The sequence below is a fragment of the Peribacillus cavernae genome, from assembly GCF_003989135.1.
GTDB classification, from domain to species: domain Bacteria; phylum Bacillota; class Bacilli; order Bacillales; family DSM-1321; genus Peribacillus; species Peribacillus cavernae.
Genome location: NZ_RYZZ01000005.1, coordinates 1 through 17,500, shown reverse-complemented (window position 1 = coordinate 17,500; position 17,500 = coordinate 1). Strand labels below are relative to the sequence as shown.

Below are 17,500 nucleotides of genomic sequence, written 5' to 3'. Positions count from 1 at the left end.
GCTTTGCATCTGCTCTTATAAGTACCATTGCAGGGAAGGCCATGTATTATCAAAGTTACGGGGAGAAGGAAGGGGAAAAGGCATGTTGAAGAAAAAACTAATAGTGCTTAACACAACGATTATGCTGGGCCTTAGCAGCGTTTTTGCGATTCCGGGTGTCAATGCGGAATCTGTCCAGGATATGAGGGAAAAGAAAGATGCAATCCAAGAGAAGCGATCCGGTGTCCAATCCGGGATACATAATGCAGAAAAAGAAATTGAAACATTACAAGGCCAGCAGGAAAGCCTGGAAGACCAGATTTCACGCATTGAAATGGCGATTAATGATTCAGTCCAGAAGATTCAGGAGAAAAACATCCAAATTAAAGAGACACAAGCTGAGATTAGCCAATTAGAAAAAGAGATTGCTATTTTAAAAGAAAGAATAAAAAAAAGAAACGAATTGCTTAAGGAACGTGCTGTCTCCTTTCAGGAAAGCGGCGGGGACGTGAGTTATCTGGAAGTGCTGCTGGACTCCAAAGGCTTCGGTGACTTTGTCGGGCGGGTAAATGCGGTAGCGACGATTGTTGAAGCTGACCAGGAAATCCTCAAACAGCATGAACTGGATAAAAAAGAGCTGGAAGAAAAGCAGACAGCTGTTGAGAAAAAATTGGCTGATTTACAAAATATGCTTGCTGAGCTTGAAGAAATGAAATCGCAGCTTACAGAGCAAAAGCAGCAAAAAGATGCTTTGATGGCAAAATTAGAGGCTGAAGAAGCGCATACACATAACGAAAAAATGAGCCTCGAGGAAGAAGAAGAAACACTTGCAGCCCAGGAAGCAACGATTCAAAAAGCGATTGAATTGGAACAAAAACGCCAAGCGGAGCTTGAAGCGGCAAGAAAGCGTGCTGCGGCTGAAGCAAAAGAAAGAGCACGAGAAGCCAAGGCCAAAGCTCCTGTAATCGAAGCTCCCATAAACAACCAGAGTTCAAGCACCAAAGCTCCCGTAGACAACCAGAGTTCAAACGCTGGCGAAAGCAGCCCGAGTGAAAACACAAGTGCGGCACCTGCCGTTTCATCTGGGAATTTCACGAAGCCGACACAAGGTGTTCTAACCTCTCAGCTCGGATCACGCTGGAATAAATTCCATGCCGGAATCGATATTGCCAAAAGCGGTACCGTGCCTGTAGTGGCTGCAGCTGATGGAGTGGTCATGCGCGCTTATCAATCCAGTTCTTATGGCAACTGTGTCATGATTACCCATTCGATTGACGGTCAGCTTTATACTACCGTGTATGCGCATTTACGATCCTATAATGTGAGCACCGGACAAGTTATTGCGAAAGGCCAACAGCTTGGTTATATGGGAAATACAGGGAATTCTTTCGGACAGCACTTGCATTTCGAGCTTCACAAAGGGCCTTGGAATGTATCTAAAACAAATGCTGCAAATCCATTAAACTATATCTCTATGTAATCTATTCATTTATACCCGGAATATAAGAAAGATATGCGTGATAAGCATATTTTCGTAGATTTAAATGGCAGCCAGGTGTTTTTAACCTGGCTGTTTTTTTACTGTCTTTTTTCTTCTTAATAGCCTGTTCCTATTTGACAACAGAACTCTGAAAAAAGAGCAGTGCATATTTCGTACAAGCTCTTCATATGATGGAGTAAAACAGAGGCATTGCACGGTCTGGGGTTGGCCTTCCTCAAGTAGTGAATACCAATCGATGGCGATTCCTTAAGGAAAAAGGAGATAAAAAGATGAGTAAAAAATGGGTATTTCCTTTGGTCGTGGTCCTTTCGCTCTCAACCGGAGCGGCAGGGGGAGTATTTGTAACCTCGCAGTCACAGGGTGATAATTTCAAGCAATTGCTGTGGGGAACAGAAAACGAAGCGAATCCTGACAGAAAGGAAAGCGTTGCGACAGACATAAAGTTGGAAAAAGTAGAGCAAGCTTACGACCTAATCAGTCATCAATATGTCGAAAAGGTGAAAAAAGAGCAGTTAGTGGAAGGGGCCATCCAGGGCATGCTGTCCACGCTAAAGGATCCGTATTCGACCTATATGAATGAAGAAACGGCAAAGCAATTCAGCCAGACGCTCGATTCTTCTTTTGAAGGAATTGGCACGGAGATAGGCATGGAGGATGGCAAGATTATCATTGTAGCTCCCTATAAAGATTCTCCCGCAGAGAAGGCCGGCCTGAAACCTAAGGATCAGTTGCTGAAGGTAAATGGGGAAAGCGTCGAAGGACTCGATTTAAATGAGACCAGCCTGAAAATACGCGGCAAAAAGGGTTCCAAGATAACGCTTGAAATCAAACGTGCGGGAGCTTCTGAACCGATTACCCTAAAGGTTGTCCGCGATGAGATTCCGGTTGAAACGGTCTATTCTTCTATAAAGGAAGAAAACGGTGAAAATATCGGATATATTGAATTAACGACTTTTTCAGAAGGGACAGCAGCTGACTTCAAGAAGCAGCTTAAAGCATTGGAGAAAAAAGGGATAAAGGGGCTTGTAATCGATGTCCGCGGCAATCCGGGCGGCTTGCTTTCAAGCGTTGAAAAGATCCTCGGCCTATTCATCACAAAAGATAAACCATATCTGCAAATTGCTCAGCGTAACGGAGAAACACAGACATTTTTTACGAATTTAAAAGAAGAAAAGAAATACCCGGTTGCTGTATTGACCGACAAGGGCAGCGCTTCAGCAGCAGAAATTCTTGCCGGTGCATTGAATGAGGCAGGAGATTATGCACTGATTGGTGAAAAAACATTTGGTAAAGGTACGGTCCAGCAGGCTGTGCCAATGGGAGATGGCAGCAACATCAAGCTGACGTTATTTAAGTGGCTCACTCCAGAGGGAAATTGGATCCACAAAAAAGGAATAGAACCGACCATTGAGGTACATCAGCCAGATTACTTCAACGCCCATCCGCTGCAAGTTGATAAAACATTCAAGCGTGATATGACAAATGGCCAAATCCAGCATGCCCAAAGAATGTTAAAGGGTCTCGGGTTTGAACCGGGACGAAATGACGGCTATTATGACCTTAAAACCGAGATTGCCATTAAGGCCTTTCAGCAAGACCAGAACCTTAAAGTTACTGGAGAAATAGATCAAGAAACGGCGGCAAAATTAGAAGATGCCATTATCGAGAAAGTTCGCGATGAAGATAACGACGTTCAATTAAAGACAGCGCTCCTCTATATCGCCAAGTCGAGTGCTTCCATGAAATGAAGAAAAAGTCTGGCACTCGCTTTTTGTGTCAGACTTTTTCTTTCTTTTTTAGAGATACGTAGGCAGGACACGGTCTATTTGTTAAAATAAAGGATAGCTAACTTTTTAGAGAACATACGCAATCTTGCCGAAAATAGATAGAGGATGGTGAACAGATCTTGATTGAAGATTGGCTGCAGGCATGTTTAAAGGGATTGGCAACTATTTTTCTTCATCCTGTTTTTTATTTTTCTGTTTTCCTATCAATCCTTACCGGGTATCTTCGGATAAAACGGGAGAGAAACGATTTTCATGTCCGAATCCATGATATGTTTCAGGAGTTGCGCTTTTTGTTTCCGCAGGGAATTGTCTGGGGGCTCATCCTTTCGCTGATTACGATCGGGACAGGCCTTGTTATCCCCTTCGCTTCGTTGCTGTTGATTGGCGTTTTAACCATTTTGCTGGCCGTCACGTTCCATTTCCGGCTGCTCTCACCCGCCTATAGCTTTGGATTGGCCTTTTTTATCCTATTCTTTTTGCATGGCAGTGATGTCGAGCTTCCTTTTTTCAAAGAAATGTTTGCGAACCTCGACCGGCCAGTGTATGCTGGGCTTTCCTTATTGCTCGGCCTTCTGCTGATTGCTGAAGGCTCACTGATTGGCAGGAATGGCCCTGAGAAGGTATCACCCAAACTGACCGTTTCCAAACGGGGCTTTACAGTTGGTTCCTATGTTTCTAGTAAGATCTGGCTGATTCCGATGTTTGTCCTTGTCCCGGGTGGCAGTCTGCCTGCGCCATTTGAGTGGTGGCCCGTATTTTCAGCGGGAAGTACCTATGTGTCCCCTTTATTTGTACCATTCTTACTGGGCTTTTCCCGTGAGATTAAGGGCACGCTGCCTCAGCGGGAAATTAGGGTCTATGGAAAGAAGGTATTGCTCCTTGGAGCGTTGATTACCGTCCTTTCAGTGATCGGGAATTGGTATCCCATTCTATCGATAATAGCTGTTATAATCGCGATGCTCGGCAGAGAGCTGATCACTTATTTTACAAACGCAGCTGATGAAAATCTGCCTTTTTATTTCTCAAGAAGCAAGCTCGGCGTCCGTATTTTAGGCGTCATTCCATACTCCCCAGCAGATAAGATGGGGCTTGAAATGGGAGAGGTCGTCACAAAAATGAACGGAGTCGTTGTCCGCGACGAGCGGGAATTCTATGAAGCGCTTCAAAAAAACCGCGCCCATTGCAAACTTGAAGTCGTTGGCAACAACGGCCAAATTCGCTTTGCCCAGCGCGCGCTTTTTGAAGGGGAGCATCATGAACTCGGCATCCTTTTTGTCGAGGGCATGAAGGCAGGGAAGGAATGGGCAGTGTAGGCGAAAAGATATAGTATTGAAAAGGAGAGGTCTAGTCACTCTCCTTTTTACTCTGAAGCAACACAGTATCTGAGGAGGCTTTATCGGGGCTGACGGTTAATCACCTTTGCTAAATGATGTAGTTAAAGGCATTTTTAACAATTTGATTTCGTCCTTATTTGGTTGATAAAGATCAACCCAGAACCATATATAGTCTCCTTTAAACTAATTCGGATATCTTCAGGTTTGTAATCAACTCATAATTTTTATTAACAACTATGGTTTTAATCATAATTTCTCCCTAATTTCCTGTGATCCTAATCTATCACTATAGAAGATACTATAAAAACAAAAATAATACAAAAAGTTCTGTTGGTTAGGGTTAAATTTTGAATTATTGAGTCACTACCCTTAAGCAATGCTTAGTTGCATTGCTGAATCATTGAAATGCTGCATTACATCTGCCAAGGATGTATTGATTTCGATCCTTACATTTTGTACGATATTAGGTATAGAGGCAAATATCCTTGAATCCTTGAACTCAAATCTATTAATATACTGTCATTAAGCCAGGAGATTCTAAAACCAGCTTAAAGGGGTGTAATGAATTATTCTTGCCTGAAATGTAGAAATGCCTTGCTACTAGTTTCGTTTTAAAGATATTTTACTGTTTTTTACATCGAAATTTAGTTACACTCTCTATACTAAAATTGTACAAGGATTGCTTGGTAAAAAAGCGAGGAATGGTCATGGTCCCTTTCATTATATTGTCATCCCTATTATTGTTTTTGGTGCTCTACGGACCGATTCCAACCGTGTTCATTAGAAAACTATCATGGAATATTATTAAACGAGGAAAGCATCCAAGTGGTGTTTCCCTCACATTCGACGACGGACCTCATCCGTTATACACTGAACAATTATTGAATATCTTAAAAAAATTTCAAGTACCAGCAACATTTTTCGTAGTAGGCGAATTAGCTGCCCGGAACCCTGATTTGTTAAAACGTATGGTTAACGAGGGACACCATATTGGGATCCATCATAATAGACATGTGAGCAGTTGGATGTTATCTCCGTGGCAATTAAAAAAAGAAATTCAAACTTGTTCGGACACGATTCAAGCTTTGACAAATCATAAGCCACTGTATTACAGGCCTCCATGGGGGCACTTTAACCTTTTTTCTTTTTTGTTTATAAGACCCTATAAAGTTATTCTTTGGTCTTCGATCTCCAAGGATTGGAAACAGCTAAAAAAAGAGAGATTGGCCAGCCGGCTGGCAGGTGATGCGGGAGATGGAACCATCTACCTTTTGCACGATAACGGTGATACGATGGGCGCTGATTCCGCAGCACCAGGGACAATGATAGAAACATTGATGGAAGTGATCCCCATCTTGAAGCAACAAGGTTACCAATTCATTTCACTTGATCAATTACTTGTTGAAAAGAGTAATAAGCAAGGATTAAAGAGGTTAATATGAGCTTAGAAAATGTAACACCATATATACAGCAATACGGATATTGGTTAGTATTTTTCATCTTATTCTGTGGGATTGTCGGAATCCCTGCTCCAGAAGAAACTTTTCTGTTATTTATTGGTATTTTGTGTGCCAAGCATCAGTTAAGCTATTCAATCAGTACGGGTGCGGCAATCATAGGGGTATTAGTCGGTATGCTAACCGCTTACTGGATCGGTAAAAAAGTTGGATTACCCTTCGTCCATAAATACGGCCGCTATGTTAAAATTACTCCTGAACGATGGGACAGAGTCGATAAAAAGTTTCGTAAACATGGAACCAAGTCACTAATAGTGGGATTTTATTTACCTGGGTTACGACAATTAAACCCGTATATAGCGGGAGCATGCCGATATCCGTTCTACTATTATTTATTCCTTTCCATAATCGGCAGCGGTTTATGGGTTACGATATTTATTACCCTGGGATACTTCTTAGGAGATCAGATCGACATTGCTTATATAGGATTGATTGCAGCACTTTTATTAGTGTTCGTTTTTGTAAAATGGGTCAAAGATAAAAAAGCAGTATAGTCACTCTTATTCGGAGGAAAAAATGAAAAAAATAGTAGTCATGCCTCTCTTAAGAATGCCATCAGGGCATCATCAGGTGGCCGAAGCTTTAATAAATATGTTTGAAAAACAAAATAAAAATGTTGAGATCAAGAAAATGGATATCATGAGTTATACAAGCGATGTCCTGGAAAAAATCGTAACAAGTATGTATTTAAAATGGATTCGCTATACGCCCGGCACGTATGAACAGGTCTATAAACGGTTTATAAATTCCCATTCTGATCAATCAGGTTTACTAAAGTTATACAAAAAGCTTTTCATAAAAAAGATGGTGCTATTATTACAGGAGGAAAATCCCGATTTAATCATTTGTACCCATGGTTTTCCCTCTTTTTTGCTTAATCAACTAAAACTGAAAAGCAAATTAGATATCCCGGTTATCAACGTCTATACAGATTTTTTCGTTAATGATATGTGGGGCAAAAACGGGATTGATGTACATCTGGTTCCTAATCAGGAAATCAGATGGGAGTTAATTCATGAGTTTGGAGTTCCGGAAAGAAACATTCATGTAACCGGTATTCCTGTTCATGAAGAGTTTTTGTTTACAACCAAAGATCAAATACGTTCATCCCGGAAGAGAATCTTAATTTCCGGAGGGAACAGTGGTTTGGGAAAGATCTCCAGTTTGTTAGAAGAATTCAAGAAATCTAAAAGGTTTGACTATCTCGTGCTTTGCGGTAACAATCAAAAGCTGTTTAACCAAATCAGTTCGTGGAAGCTTTCCCATATTAAACCAATCCAATATCTTACATCAAGAAGCGAAATGAATCTTTTATATGAGCAGGTGGATGCGATCATTACGAAACCGGGCGGAGTGACAATCAGCGAAGTGATCCAGAAAAAACTTCCTATCTTTATTCACTCAGCCCTGCCAGGCCAAGAAGAAGTGAATTTAACATTTTTAACAAATAGAGGCCTGGTTTTTGAAATTGATCATGAACAACCCATTGAAATTCAATTGCTTAAGAAAATCGCGAATCAAAAACAGCTGTCTATTTGTCATAAACAAATGGAATCCTATCACAAGGAATTTGAAGTCAATGAACAGGGTATACTCGTTCTTATCGAATCATTACTTGACGGCAAAACATACAAACATAATAGTAGTCTTATTTCACATGAATATAGGATTAAACAAAAAGGGCTATCTATTTAGGATAAGTAGTTTCGATAATCCATTAACTACCAATAAAAAACGTTACTGCGATAATCTTATGCTTTTCGCTTGAACTTGTGAGCAATGCCAATAATCTCTTGCTATCATTGAAATGATTGCCCGAAAGATGATTTTAGCCGTAGATTGTTTTTTTCCAACGTATATACAAACATTATAAAAAGCCATCTTCTTGTTGTTTATGAGGATGGCTTTTTTAGTGAATATTTTTCACTTGCATATATAAGAATATACTTATAAGATGATAAGAAGGAAATACAGCAGGCGATGTAGTTACCTTCCTTATAATGAAAACAGGAGGTCTGTTTATGGAAACCAAACAAGATATAGATGTGGAAACCGCCGCAAGCATCCTTAAACTTTTAGGGGACAAAACGCGTTTAACGATGGTTAAAATTATGGCTGAGCACGAATGTTGTGTTTGTGAGTTTGTTGCTCTTTTCGAGATGAGCCAGCCAGCAATTAGTCAGCATTTAAGGAAGTTAAAAGATAGTGGAATAGTTAAAGAATCCAGAAAAGGCCAATGGATTTTTTACTCGTTAAATCCAATGCATCCATACTACTCCTTTGTTACAACTATTATCAGTGAGCTGCCAAGCCAACAATATAAATTAGAAGAATTAGAAGTACAAGGTAAACGTATATCTTGTGACTAACAACATGGAGGTATAACAATAATGATTTCTGTTACTTTAGCCATTCTTATCTTTTTGGCCACACTAACCCTAGTTATTTGGCAGCCGAAAGGTTTAGGAATTGGCTGGTCGGCATGTGGTGGAGCAATATTGGCTCTGCTTGTTGGTGTAGTTGATTTTAAAGATGTTATAGACGTCACATCCATTGTGTGGAACGCAACTTTAGCATTTGTTGCAATTATCATTATATCCCTTATTTTAGATGAGATAGGGTTTTTTGAATGGTCAGCATTGCATATGGCTAAAGCAGCAAAAGGAAATGGAGTAAGGATGTTTGTGTATGTAAGTATTCTAGGAGCAATCGTTGCTGCTTTTTTCGCAAACGATGGTGCTGCTCTTATTCTTACACCAATTGTATTAGCTATGGTTCGAAACTTGAATTTCAGTGAAAAAATGGTCTTTCCATTTATCATAGCCAGTGGTTTTATTGCAGATACAACTTCACTTCCATTAGTTGTTAGTAACCTTGTGAATATTGTATCAGCAGACTTTTTCGGAATTGGATTTGTCGAGTTTGCTTCAAGAATGATCATTCCAAACCTCTTTTCACTTGGAGCTAGTATTTTGGTTTTATATCTCTTTTTCCGTAAGAACATTCCGAAGAACTATGATGTATCCCACCTTAAAAAACCAGTTGAAGCCATTCGTGACGAAAAGATGTTTCGTTTATCTTGGATTGTATTAGGAGTTCTGCTTATTGGTTATTTTGCTAGTGAATTTACAGGAATTCCTGTCTCAATCATTGCAGGTATTGTCGCTATTTTCTTCCTTTTGATGGCTAGAAGAAGTCATGCGGTTAGCACTAAAACGGTTATAAAAGGAGCACCTTGGGCAATCGTCTTTTTCTCGATTGGAATGTATGTAGTTGTTTACAGCTTGCGTAATGTCGGGTTAACGAATATATTAGCTGATCTAATTCAACTGACAGCCGATAAAGGGTTATTTACCGCTACGGTAGGTATGGGATTCATTGCAGCTATTCTTTCATCCGTCATGAATAACATGCCAACAGTGATGATTGACGCACTTGCAATTTCAGATACGAATACAACCGGAGTGATAAAGGAAGCACTTATTTATGCCAATGTTATTGGATCGGATTTAGGGCCGAAAATTACTCCAATTGGTTCTTTAGCGACCTTATTATGGCTGCACGTATTATCACTAAAAGGTGTGAAAATCTCTTGGGGCACCTACTTTAAAACAGGAATTATTTTAACCATCCCCACATTGTTTATTACATTAGTTGGATTATATATATGGTTACTGATTATTCATTAAACTAACTTTACTAACAAAGGAGAAATTCAACATGGCTAAAAAAACAATTTACTTCTTATGTACAGGTAACTCTTGTCGGAGCCAAATGGCGGAAGGATGGGGAAAGAAATATTTAGCGGGCGAGTGGCAAGTACTAAGTGCTGGTATCGAAGCGCATGGTCTAAATCCAAATGCGGTTAAGGCAATGAAAGAAGTAGGCATTGACATCTCCAGTCAAACATCAAACATCATTGATACTGAAATTCTGAACAACGCTGATTTTGTTGTAACTTTATGCGGAGATGCAGCGGATAAGTGCCCAATGACACCTCCACATGTTAAACGTGACCATTGGGGATTTGACGACCCTGCAAAAGCAGAAGGAACGGATGAAGAGAAATGGACGGTCTTCCAGCGTGTACGTGATGAAATAGGAGAACGTATCAAGCAGTTTGCTGAAATGGGGAAATAACATACAAATGCCGGGAGAAATACCGGCTATTCTTTATGGGGGTATTTATATTAATGGGTAAAAAACGCTAAATAATATGAGACATTCCTTGCTTTAAGCGGGGGGGGGGAAGGAATGCAGGTTTATATTATCCTTTTCCCCTTTTTTTCTGTACAAGTTTTAAGAAAAAAGGAACCAGCTAAAATTAAGACTAATCGTGTTTATAAAATCTACTTCTATTTAAAAGTTAAGGTTGCTGCAGCATCCATTAACTAGTGTATGATTTCTTGTACTATTTGAATGGACAGGCGTTTACGAAATGAGCGGATTTTTTCCAAAGATTTGGTGCCGGCTATGTATAACTATATCGTTGGGAAACGATTCAGAAGTTCTGCAAAATGCAGTATAATCTTGAAGGATCTTAACATTTCCTTAATAACAGCTTAATAGTTTCGATCTATAGTTTACTTATAGAATCGTAAACTACTTGAGGAGGTTATTCTTTTGTTTAAGCACACATTTAAAAAAAGAATTTTGCCAATCGCGGTATTGTCCACGGTGGCGTTTGGAAGCTTGATGGGGACAGCAGCAACTCAAGATGTACAAGCAAAAGAAGCAAAAAGCAACGATTCAGAAGTTAAAAACGTTATCTTTCTGATCGGGGATGGAATGGGTGTTTCTTATACTTCCGCATATCGTTACTTGAAAGATAATCCATCCACACCTGTTGCGGAGAAAACGGAATTTGATAAATATCTGGTCGGCCAGCAGATGACTTATCCTGAAGATCCCGGCCAAAACGTTACGGACTCTGCTTCAGCAGCAACCGCAATGTCTGCCGGTGTAAAAACGTATAATGCAGCGATCGGGGTGGATAATGATAAATCCGAGGTAAAAACTGTATTAGAAGCTGCAAAAGAAAAGGGTAAAGCAACCGGGCTTGTGGCTACCTCGGAAATCACCCACGCAACACCTGCGTCATTCGGAGCCCACGATGAAAACCGAAAGAATATGAATTCCATTGCAGACGACTATTACAAAGAATTAATTAACGGCAAACATAAAATTGACGTTCTTCTCGGCGGTGGAAAATCAAACTTTGAGCGTCCCGATGCCAATCTTCCTGAAGCTTTCAAAAAAGATGGATACAGCTATGTTACCAATAAACAGCAGCTTTTAAAGGATAAAAATGAGCAGGTACTTGGACTGTTTGCTCCTGGCGGCCTTCCGAAGATGATGGACCGTACAGAGGATACTCCTTCTTTAGAAGTAATGACGAAATCAGCAGTAGAGCGGCTTAATAAAGACAAAGACGGATTCTTCCTCATGATCGAGGGAAGCCAGGTTGACTGGGCCGGTCATGATAATGACATTGTGTCTGCGATGAGTGAAATGGAAGACTTTGAGAAAGCCTATAAAGCAGCCATCGAGTTTGCCAAAAAGGATAAGAATACATTAGTGATCGCAACGGCCGACCACTCAACCGGCGGATACTCCATCGGTGCAGACGGCATTTATAACTGGTTCGGCGAGCCAATTAAAGCAGCAAAACGCACGCCGGATTTCATGGCTAATGAAATTGCAAAGGGTGCAGACGTTGAACAAACGCTAAAAAAATATATCGACCAAACTAAGGTAGCGTTAACAAACGAAGAAATTCAGTCCGTGAAGGATGCAGCACAGAAGAAACAGGTTACAGATATTGATAATGCCATTGAAAACATCTTTAACAAGCGCTCCCATACTGGATGGACAACGGGCGGCCACACTGGCGAAGACGTTCCTGTATACGCGTTTGGCCCTAATAAAGAACGATTTGCCGGCCAAGTCGATAATACGGACCACGCAGAAATTATCTTTGATCTTTTAGCAGATGAAAAAAGAAAATAAATGAATGCGATTGAAAAAATAATAGTCCCGTTGCTTGATAAGCAACGGGTGCTTTTATTACGAGTGAAAGAAGGAGGATTACTTTGAAAAAGATTATCTTTATCTTTATTTTACTGAATGTCCTTGCCGGATGCAGTTCAGGAAACGGTGGAGAACAACAGGCTTCTGGAGAACATGCAGAAAAAGTGGCAACAGAAAAGCCGCAACTTAAAGTAAAAGATGAGGTATATGTCCCAAATCCGCAAATAACAGACGACCTCAAGCTTACGGAAGCAGGACAAACGATTTCGGATGATAAAGGAAAGCTTACCTTAAAGGCGTATAAAAAAGTAAACGAACCGATTAAGGTAGGACCGATGGACTTAACTGTAAAAGAAGTAAAGGTGATGCATTTTGTACCTGATTACAGCATGATTGACTTTTTCCATTCCTATACCCAGGAAGAAGAATTTGATGTTGTAAAGATAGGAGTTGAATTCAAAAATACCTCAAAGGAGAAAGTGAAATTTACTCCTATCGCTCAATTAAAGATGAACAGCGGCGAACATAAAATGTGGGAAGATGACATTTATTTAGAGGAACTAAATGGAGAAATTGCGGAAAACGGCGATAACAAAGGGAATATAGGTTTCATTCTTACTGACACAAACACAGAAGATATAAAAAGTGTAGAGCTGTTAACGAGTGATGCTGTTGATAAAAATGGAAAAAGTATTGAAAAAGGTAGAAAGATCAAAATTGATTTTTGATGGTCGTAAAAATAAGTATAAATGATTCCGGAGCAACTAGTCATTATTTCGTGTTGACTGTGATTAGATCATTTGTGTTCTTACTACCTTTTTATGATAAGAAGGCCCAAAAGAGAAAGAATCTCTTTTGGGCCTTTCTCATTGTTTAGGAAACTGAACTCGTCCCTACTTTCATAAATAAGTATTACATTCACTAGTATGCTCTAATTATCTAGTAAAATTTGAAGAGAGCCAATTAATCAAACGTTTGATTAATAGACTCTTACCTCTTAATTATGACTAGACTGCCGATAATTGCTAGTTTGTATTGCAATTAATACAGGGGAAAGCGGGAAGGGATTGCGACTGCTGAAGAACTCCCGTTGCATAAGGGTTGTACCACGATGGTATACTGCAGGGGGTAGTCGAATCATTCAAAATTCGTTGTTTGACATAACAATGTCCATATAATACTTTGACGGAAATAGCTTTTAAGAAGGTAGGAAGAGGGTGATTACCATGCATATTTTATTTTTCGCTCCCTATTTTAATCAACCCAGAGGGAACTCAACAACGATCAAGCGAATCGTTCATTATTTACAACAGCAAAGTATAAGCACTTCTGTCATTCCTTACCTAGAGGATGATAATTGGAATTACCCTGATGCTGATCTATTTCACATCTTGCACGCTACCCGATTTATACAGTGGGCCGAGGAAAAGAGTTTCCGCTTAAACCGTCCCTATGTAGTTACCATGGGCGGTACGGATATTAATTTGGATTTGCAGGAAAGTATAGATGAGGAAATGTTGACCTTCTTAAATAACGCCAACTATATTACCGTTTTTACGGAAGATGCAAAAGAGAAGGTTGAAAAATTGTCAGCAAAATGGATGGATAAAACCGTTGTGATTCCTCAAGGTATTTGGCTGCCTTGGAGTATATCAACCAGAAAAGAGGAATTTAGCCCGCGTATTCTTCTCCCCGCTGGTTTACGTCCGGTTAAAGATGTTCTACATATTCTTCCTGCACTTGATAGGTTAATTTATGAATATCCGAATATGAGTTTTACGATTCTTGGTGCGAATTTAGATAATGACGTTTATAGAGAGGTACAAAAAGAGGCTGGGCAGCGTAAATGGATGAATTATGCTGGAGTAGTTCCTTATGAGGTTATGAAAATCTGGTACGATCAATCCCAAATCGTGATTAACACCTCCCAATCTGAAGGACAGTCACTTGCTCTTATGGAAGCGATGGCGATAGGGCGGCCTGTCATCGCGAGAGCAAATGAAGCGAATAGAGATTTAATTCGACATGAACAAACAGGCTGGCTTTATGAAACGATGGATCGATTTGCAGAGGGAGTTCACTCAATTGTAGAGAACGTCTCCTTACGGGAAAAGGTGGTTCATCAAGCAAAAGAATGGGTTACTGAACATTATTCAGCAGAAAAAGAGGCCGATAGCTATTTAAACTTGTACAAACATTTATAATATAGCGGTAAGATAACTGAAATCATAAAAAAAGAGTATAGATTGACGGAGAATAAAGACTTCTTCCGTCAATCGTTGACGAAAATGATAACACAGTCACTTTCGTGTATGATGCAAATTTTGAAAACATATTTGAAAAGAGTCCATTAATCAAACGTTTGATTAATACAGTGAATCAGATACAGATATAAATCCCTCGGGAGACTTCTTCTGATCTGCTTTTTTTACCTTTATTATAATTTCATTTCTGCAATCGCTTGTTTATTGCCTCAAGCATTATCCAACGGATGGAATGGAAAGAGAGGAGTAAAATAAGAATGTAAAATGACCTGTTCACTTTTTGTGAACAGGTCATTTTACATATTAATGGCACAACAATCCCATAAAGCGGCCTATTTATAAAAGTAACTTTACTGCATAACAATGTTATGTTACATTAGTTACAGAAAAGGGGTTTTTCAAAATGAGTGAGGAATTAATTTCGAAAAAAGAACTGTTAGAGTTGATGGGGATCTCCTATGGCCAGCTTTATAGATGGAAACGGAAGGATTTGATTCCGGAAGAATGGTTTGTCAGGAAATCGGCGTTTACAGGACAAGAAACCTTTTTTCCAAAAGAGAAAATCATTGAACGAATCAATAAAATTCAAACAATGAAGGAAAACCTTTCATTAGACGAGCTGGCAAATATGTTTTCACCGAATGTAACGGAGCTGAGCTTAGGTCAAGATGAATTGATAAAACGTAACATTGTTTCAGAACAAGTGTTGACCTTTTATTTGGAAAATGAAAAAGGTGGGCCGCAATTTGATTTTTCAAGAATCCTGGAGATATTTATTCTCGAAAAGCTTCTTCAGTCAGGAGATATTAATTTGGATGAAGGGAAAATGCTTTTGCAGGTTTTAAAAGAGAGTGGATCCTTAATTAAACAAAAAGATTGTGAATTAATCATTGTCCGAAAGCTGGGTGTTTCTAGTTGTTTATTGCTTGTAAATGCGGAAGCTGTTCATTTTGATAAAGGAACAAGAATGGTATCCCGGCTTTCTTTGCTGAATTGTATAGAAGAAATAAAGGCGAAATTATGGTAGAGGAGAATGGACGATTGGAAACGAAAAATAGAGGCGATTTGACCATTAATGGGTACGGGGCATCGAACGGCGGCCAGTTTCATCGCGTTATCATAAATGGAAAAGGAACGATTAATAGTGATGTTGAATGTATGGACTTCGAGTGTAACGGAACAGGTTTTGTAAACGGGAATCTTTATTCGAAAAATGCAAAAGTGAGCGGGAAAGGGAAATTTTTTGGCAAGATCACCTCAAATTCACTAAAAGTAGAAGGTCGCGCAATGGTTGACGGGGATATTTCGGCTCGCAATTTCCGAGTTTCAGGCAGTGCCTCCATTAATGGATGTGTGAAAAGTGAAGATATGAAGGTGCACGGCAGGCTGACGGTTGACAAAGATTGTGAAGCGGATGTATTCAAAGCAGAATGTCAGTTTACAATTGGGGGACTTTTAAATGTGGATCTGGTCGACGTCAAAATCTATGGAGAATGCCATGCACAAGAGATTGGCGGGCAAACTATTAAGATCAAACAAAAATCATCCTTGTTTGCTCAGCTATTCAAGCCGCTTTTTCAAACAATGTTAGAAACTGAGCTTATTGAGGGCGATCATATTGAATTGGAGAATACAGCTGCGAAAGTAGTCCGAGGCAACGATGTAACGATAGGTCCAAATTGCAAAATCGGCCTTGTAGAGTATACAGAAACGTTAACACAAGATAAAAAATCCATCATTGAAGAAAGCAGAAAGATTTAGGGAGGGGGAATTCATGGTGAAAAATCAAAACCTGATTATCAATGGTTCTGGAAGTTATCCAGGGGGGAGTTACGACAAAATCAGTATAAGGGGCGAAGGAACCATCATTAGTGATGTGGAATGCTCTGTTTTTAAAATATATGGAACAAGCGAATCATTGGAAAATGTGAAAGCCGATTGCCTTAGTGTATATGGCGAAGCCGAAATAAAGGGTAATATCGATTCGGGAGAGGCACATGTTTTGGGAACAATGTCCATTTCTGGAAAAGTGCAAATAAAACAATTGAAGATGCGCGGGATGCTGGATGCAGGGGGACGATTAACGGGTGAAAAGGCTGATATTAAAGGGAGTTTATCAGTTCAGGGTGATGTTGAGTATGACACCTTTTATTCTAGAGGAAGTTTTGAGATTAAAGGATTGCTAAATGCAGAGACGATTAGAATTGGGCTCAGATATGGCTGTAGCTCAGCAGAAGAAATTGGCGGAGGAAAAATAATCGTAAAGAAAAAAGCATCGCTTATTCCATTTGTAAAGGAAGAGGGGACATTATCCGCCAAGGTTATAGAGGGTGATGAAATCTACCTCGAAAATACCAAAGCAGAAGTCGTCAGAGGAAATACTGTAAAAATCGGCCCTGGCTGTGAAATTGGATTGGTTGAATACTCCGTTGATTTCTCACAAAGCGACGGTTCGACCGTGAAAACAAAAATCAAACAGAAAGGCAGCGATACAAAATGGTAGCGAAGGATCGTAATCGGGCAGAGCCTTATTGATCATTTATATGATTGTCATCGGATTTGGGGTTGGATTCTCAAGCATTTTTAATCAAGGAGGATGCAAATATGATACAAACTGATACAGCTATTTCTGTCAATGGTCTTGAAAAGTCCTATAAAAACCTGAAAGTGCTTAAGAAAGTCGATTTTACTGTGCAAAAGGGAAGTATCTTTGCCCTGCTTGGTTCCGTCCGGCTGTGGTAGCAGATCCTCGGAGTGTTGTTCCAGAACCGCCCCTCCTTCCGCCAATGGTGGGGGGCTTGTATTTATGTTTGTCGCTGTAAGTACCATTGTTGGGATGTTCGTTGGTTTGCAGGATCTATATGGGAAGAAATCAAACAAAGAACGCAGGAATCGTAATCATGTATTAAAGTAGTAAAGTGTGGGAACAACACAGACAGAAAATGATCAAACTTTTTTATAAACCAACACTTTAAAGGGTGTTGATGCAAATGCTGGTTGACTCAGCTAATAGTATATTTAATAATAATCCAGCTGCCTGTTTATAGGCAGCTATTTGTGCGACGGGCAGTCGCATAGAGTGTGGAAG

General features: G+C 39.8%; 15 protein-coding genes and 1 pseudogene. All 16 read left to right on the top strand.

The annotated features are described in order from the left end of the window. Positions 1-82: 82 nt before the first annotated feature. Positions 83-1,459, top strand: a complete 1,377-nt coding sequence (locus tag ELQ35_RS03310) for a murein hydrolase activator EnvC family protein (RefSeq protein WP_307364693.1) — start codon at positions 83-85, stop codon at positions 1,457-1,459. A gap of 290 nt (positions 1,460-1,749) precedes the next feature. Beyond that, a complete protein-coding gene (locus ELQ35_RS03305) occupies positions 1,750-3,228 on the top strand; it encodes a S41 family peptidase (RefSeq protein ID WP_126863414.1) in 1,479 nt (492 codons plus the stop codon). A gap of 158 nt (positions 3,229-3,386) precedes the next feature. Beyond that, positions 3,387-4,580, top strand: a complete 1,194-nt coding sequence (locus ELQ35_RS03300; protein ID WP_126863413.1) for a PDZ domain-containing protein — start codon at positions 3,387-3,389, stop codon at positions 4,578-4,580. Between the two features lie 728 nt (positions 4,581-5,308). Further along, complete coding sequence (locus ELQ35_RS03295; protein WP_185861645.1) at positions 5,309-6,043, top strand: polysaccharide deacetylase family protein; 735 nt, start codon at positions 5,309-5,311, stop codon at positions 6,041-6,043. Beyond that, positions 6,040-6,612: a DedA family protein gene (locus tag ELQ35_RS03290; RefSeq protein WP_126863411.1), complete on the top strand. Its 573-nt coding sequence runs from the start codon at positions 6,040-6,042 to the stop codon at positions 6,610-6,612. The genes ELQ35_RS03295 and ELQ35_RS03290 overlap by 4 nt, the downstream gene beginning before the upstream one ends. A 22-nt stretch (positions 6,613-6,634) precedes the next feature. Next, positions 6,635-7,813: an MGDG synthase family glycosyltransferase gene (locus ELQ35_RS03285; protein WP_126863410.1), complete on the top strand. Its 1,179-nt coding sequence runs from the start codon at positions 6,635-6,637 to the stop codon at positions 7,811-7,813. Positions 7,814-8,139: 326 nt separating this feature from the next. Continuing rightward, positions 8,140-8,487: an ArsR/SmtB family transcription factor gene (locus ELQ35_RS03280; protein ID WP_126863409.1), complete on the top strand. Its 348-nt coding sequence runs from the start codon at positions 8,140-8,142 to the stop codon at positions 8,485-8,487. Between the two features lie 21 nt (positions 8,488-8,508). Then, a complete protein-coding gene (locus ELQ35_RS03275) occupies positions 8,509-9,807 on the top strand; it encodes an arsenic transporter (RefSeq protein WP_126863408.1) in 1,299 nt (432 codons plus the stop codon). A 31-nt stretch (positions 9,808-9,838) separates the two neighbouring features. Then, complete coding sequence (gene arsC, locus ELQ35_RS03270) at positions 9,839-10,258, top strand: arsenate reductase (thioredoxin) (RefSeq protein WP_126863407.1); 420 nt, start codon at positions 9,839-9,841, stop codon at positions 10,256-10,258. Positions 10,259-10,813: 555 nt separating this feature from the next. Continuing rightward, positions 10,814-12,127 carry an alkaline phosphatase gene (locus ELQ35_RS03265; RefSeq protein ID WP_126863638.1) on the top strand — a complete coding sequence of 438 codons (1,314 nt, stop codon included), beginning with the start codon at positions 10,814-10,816 and terminating at the stop codon, positions 12,125-12,127. A gap of 83 nt (positions 12,128-12,210) precedes the next feature. Next, positions 12,211-12,876, top strand: a complete 666-nt coding sequence (locus tag ELQ35_RS03260; RefSeq protein WP_126863406.1) for a membrane lipoprotein lipid attachment site-containing protein — start codon at positions 12,211-12,213, stop codon at positions 12,874-12,876. A 498-nt stretch (positions 12,877-13,374) separates the two neighbouring features. Further along, complete coding sequence (locus ELQ35_RS03255) at positions 13,375-14,352, top strand: glycosyltransferase (protein ID WP_126863405.1); 978 nt, start codon at positions 13,375-13,377, stop codon at positions 14,350-14,352. Between the two features lie 463 nt (positions 14,353-14,815). Next, entirely contained in the window at positions 14,816-15,439 is a 624-nt protein-coding gene (locus ELQ35_RS03250; protein ID WP_126863404.1) for a YhbD family protein, read from the top strand. 14 nt (positions 15,440-15,453) lie between these two features. Next, positions 15,454-16,173 carry a polymer-forming cytoskeletal protein gene (locus ELQ35_RS03245; RefSeq protein ID WP_126863403.1) on the top strand — a complete coding sequence of 240 codons (720 nt, stop codon included), beginning with the start codon at positions 15,454-15,456 and terminating at the stop codon, positions 16,171-16,173. 13 nt (positions 16,174-16,186) lie between these two features. Then, on the top strand, positions 16,187-16,915 hold the full coding sequence (locus ELQ35_RS03240) for a cytoplasmic protein (protein ID WP_126863402.1): 729 nt from the start codon (positions 16,187-16,189) through the stop codon (positions 16,913-16,915). A 101-nt stretch (positions 16,916-17,016) separates the two neighbouring features. Then, positions 17,017-17,139, top strand: a pseudogene (locus ELQ35_RS03235) (ABC transporter ATP-binding protein); the annotation flags it as partial. Positions 17,140-17,500: the final 361 nt, after the last annotated feature.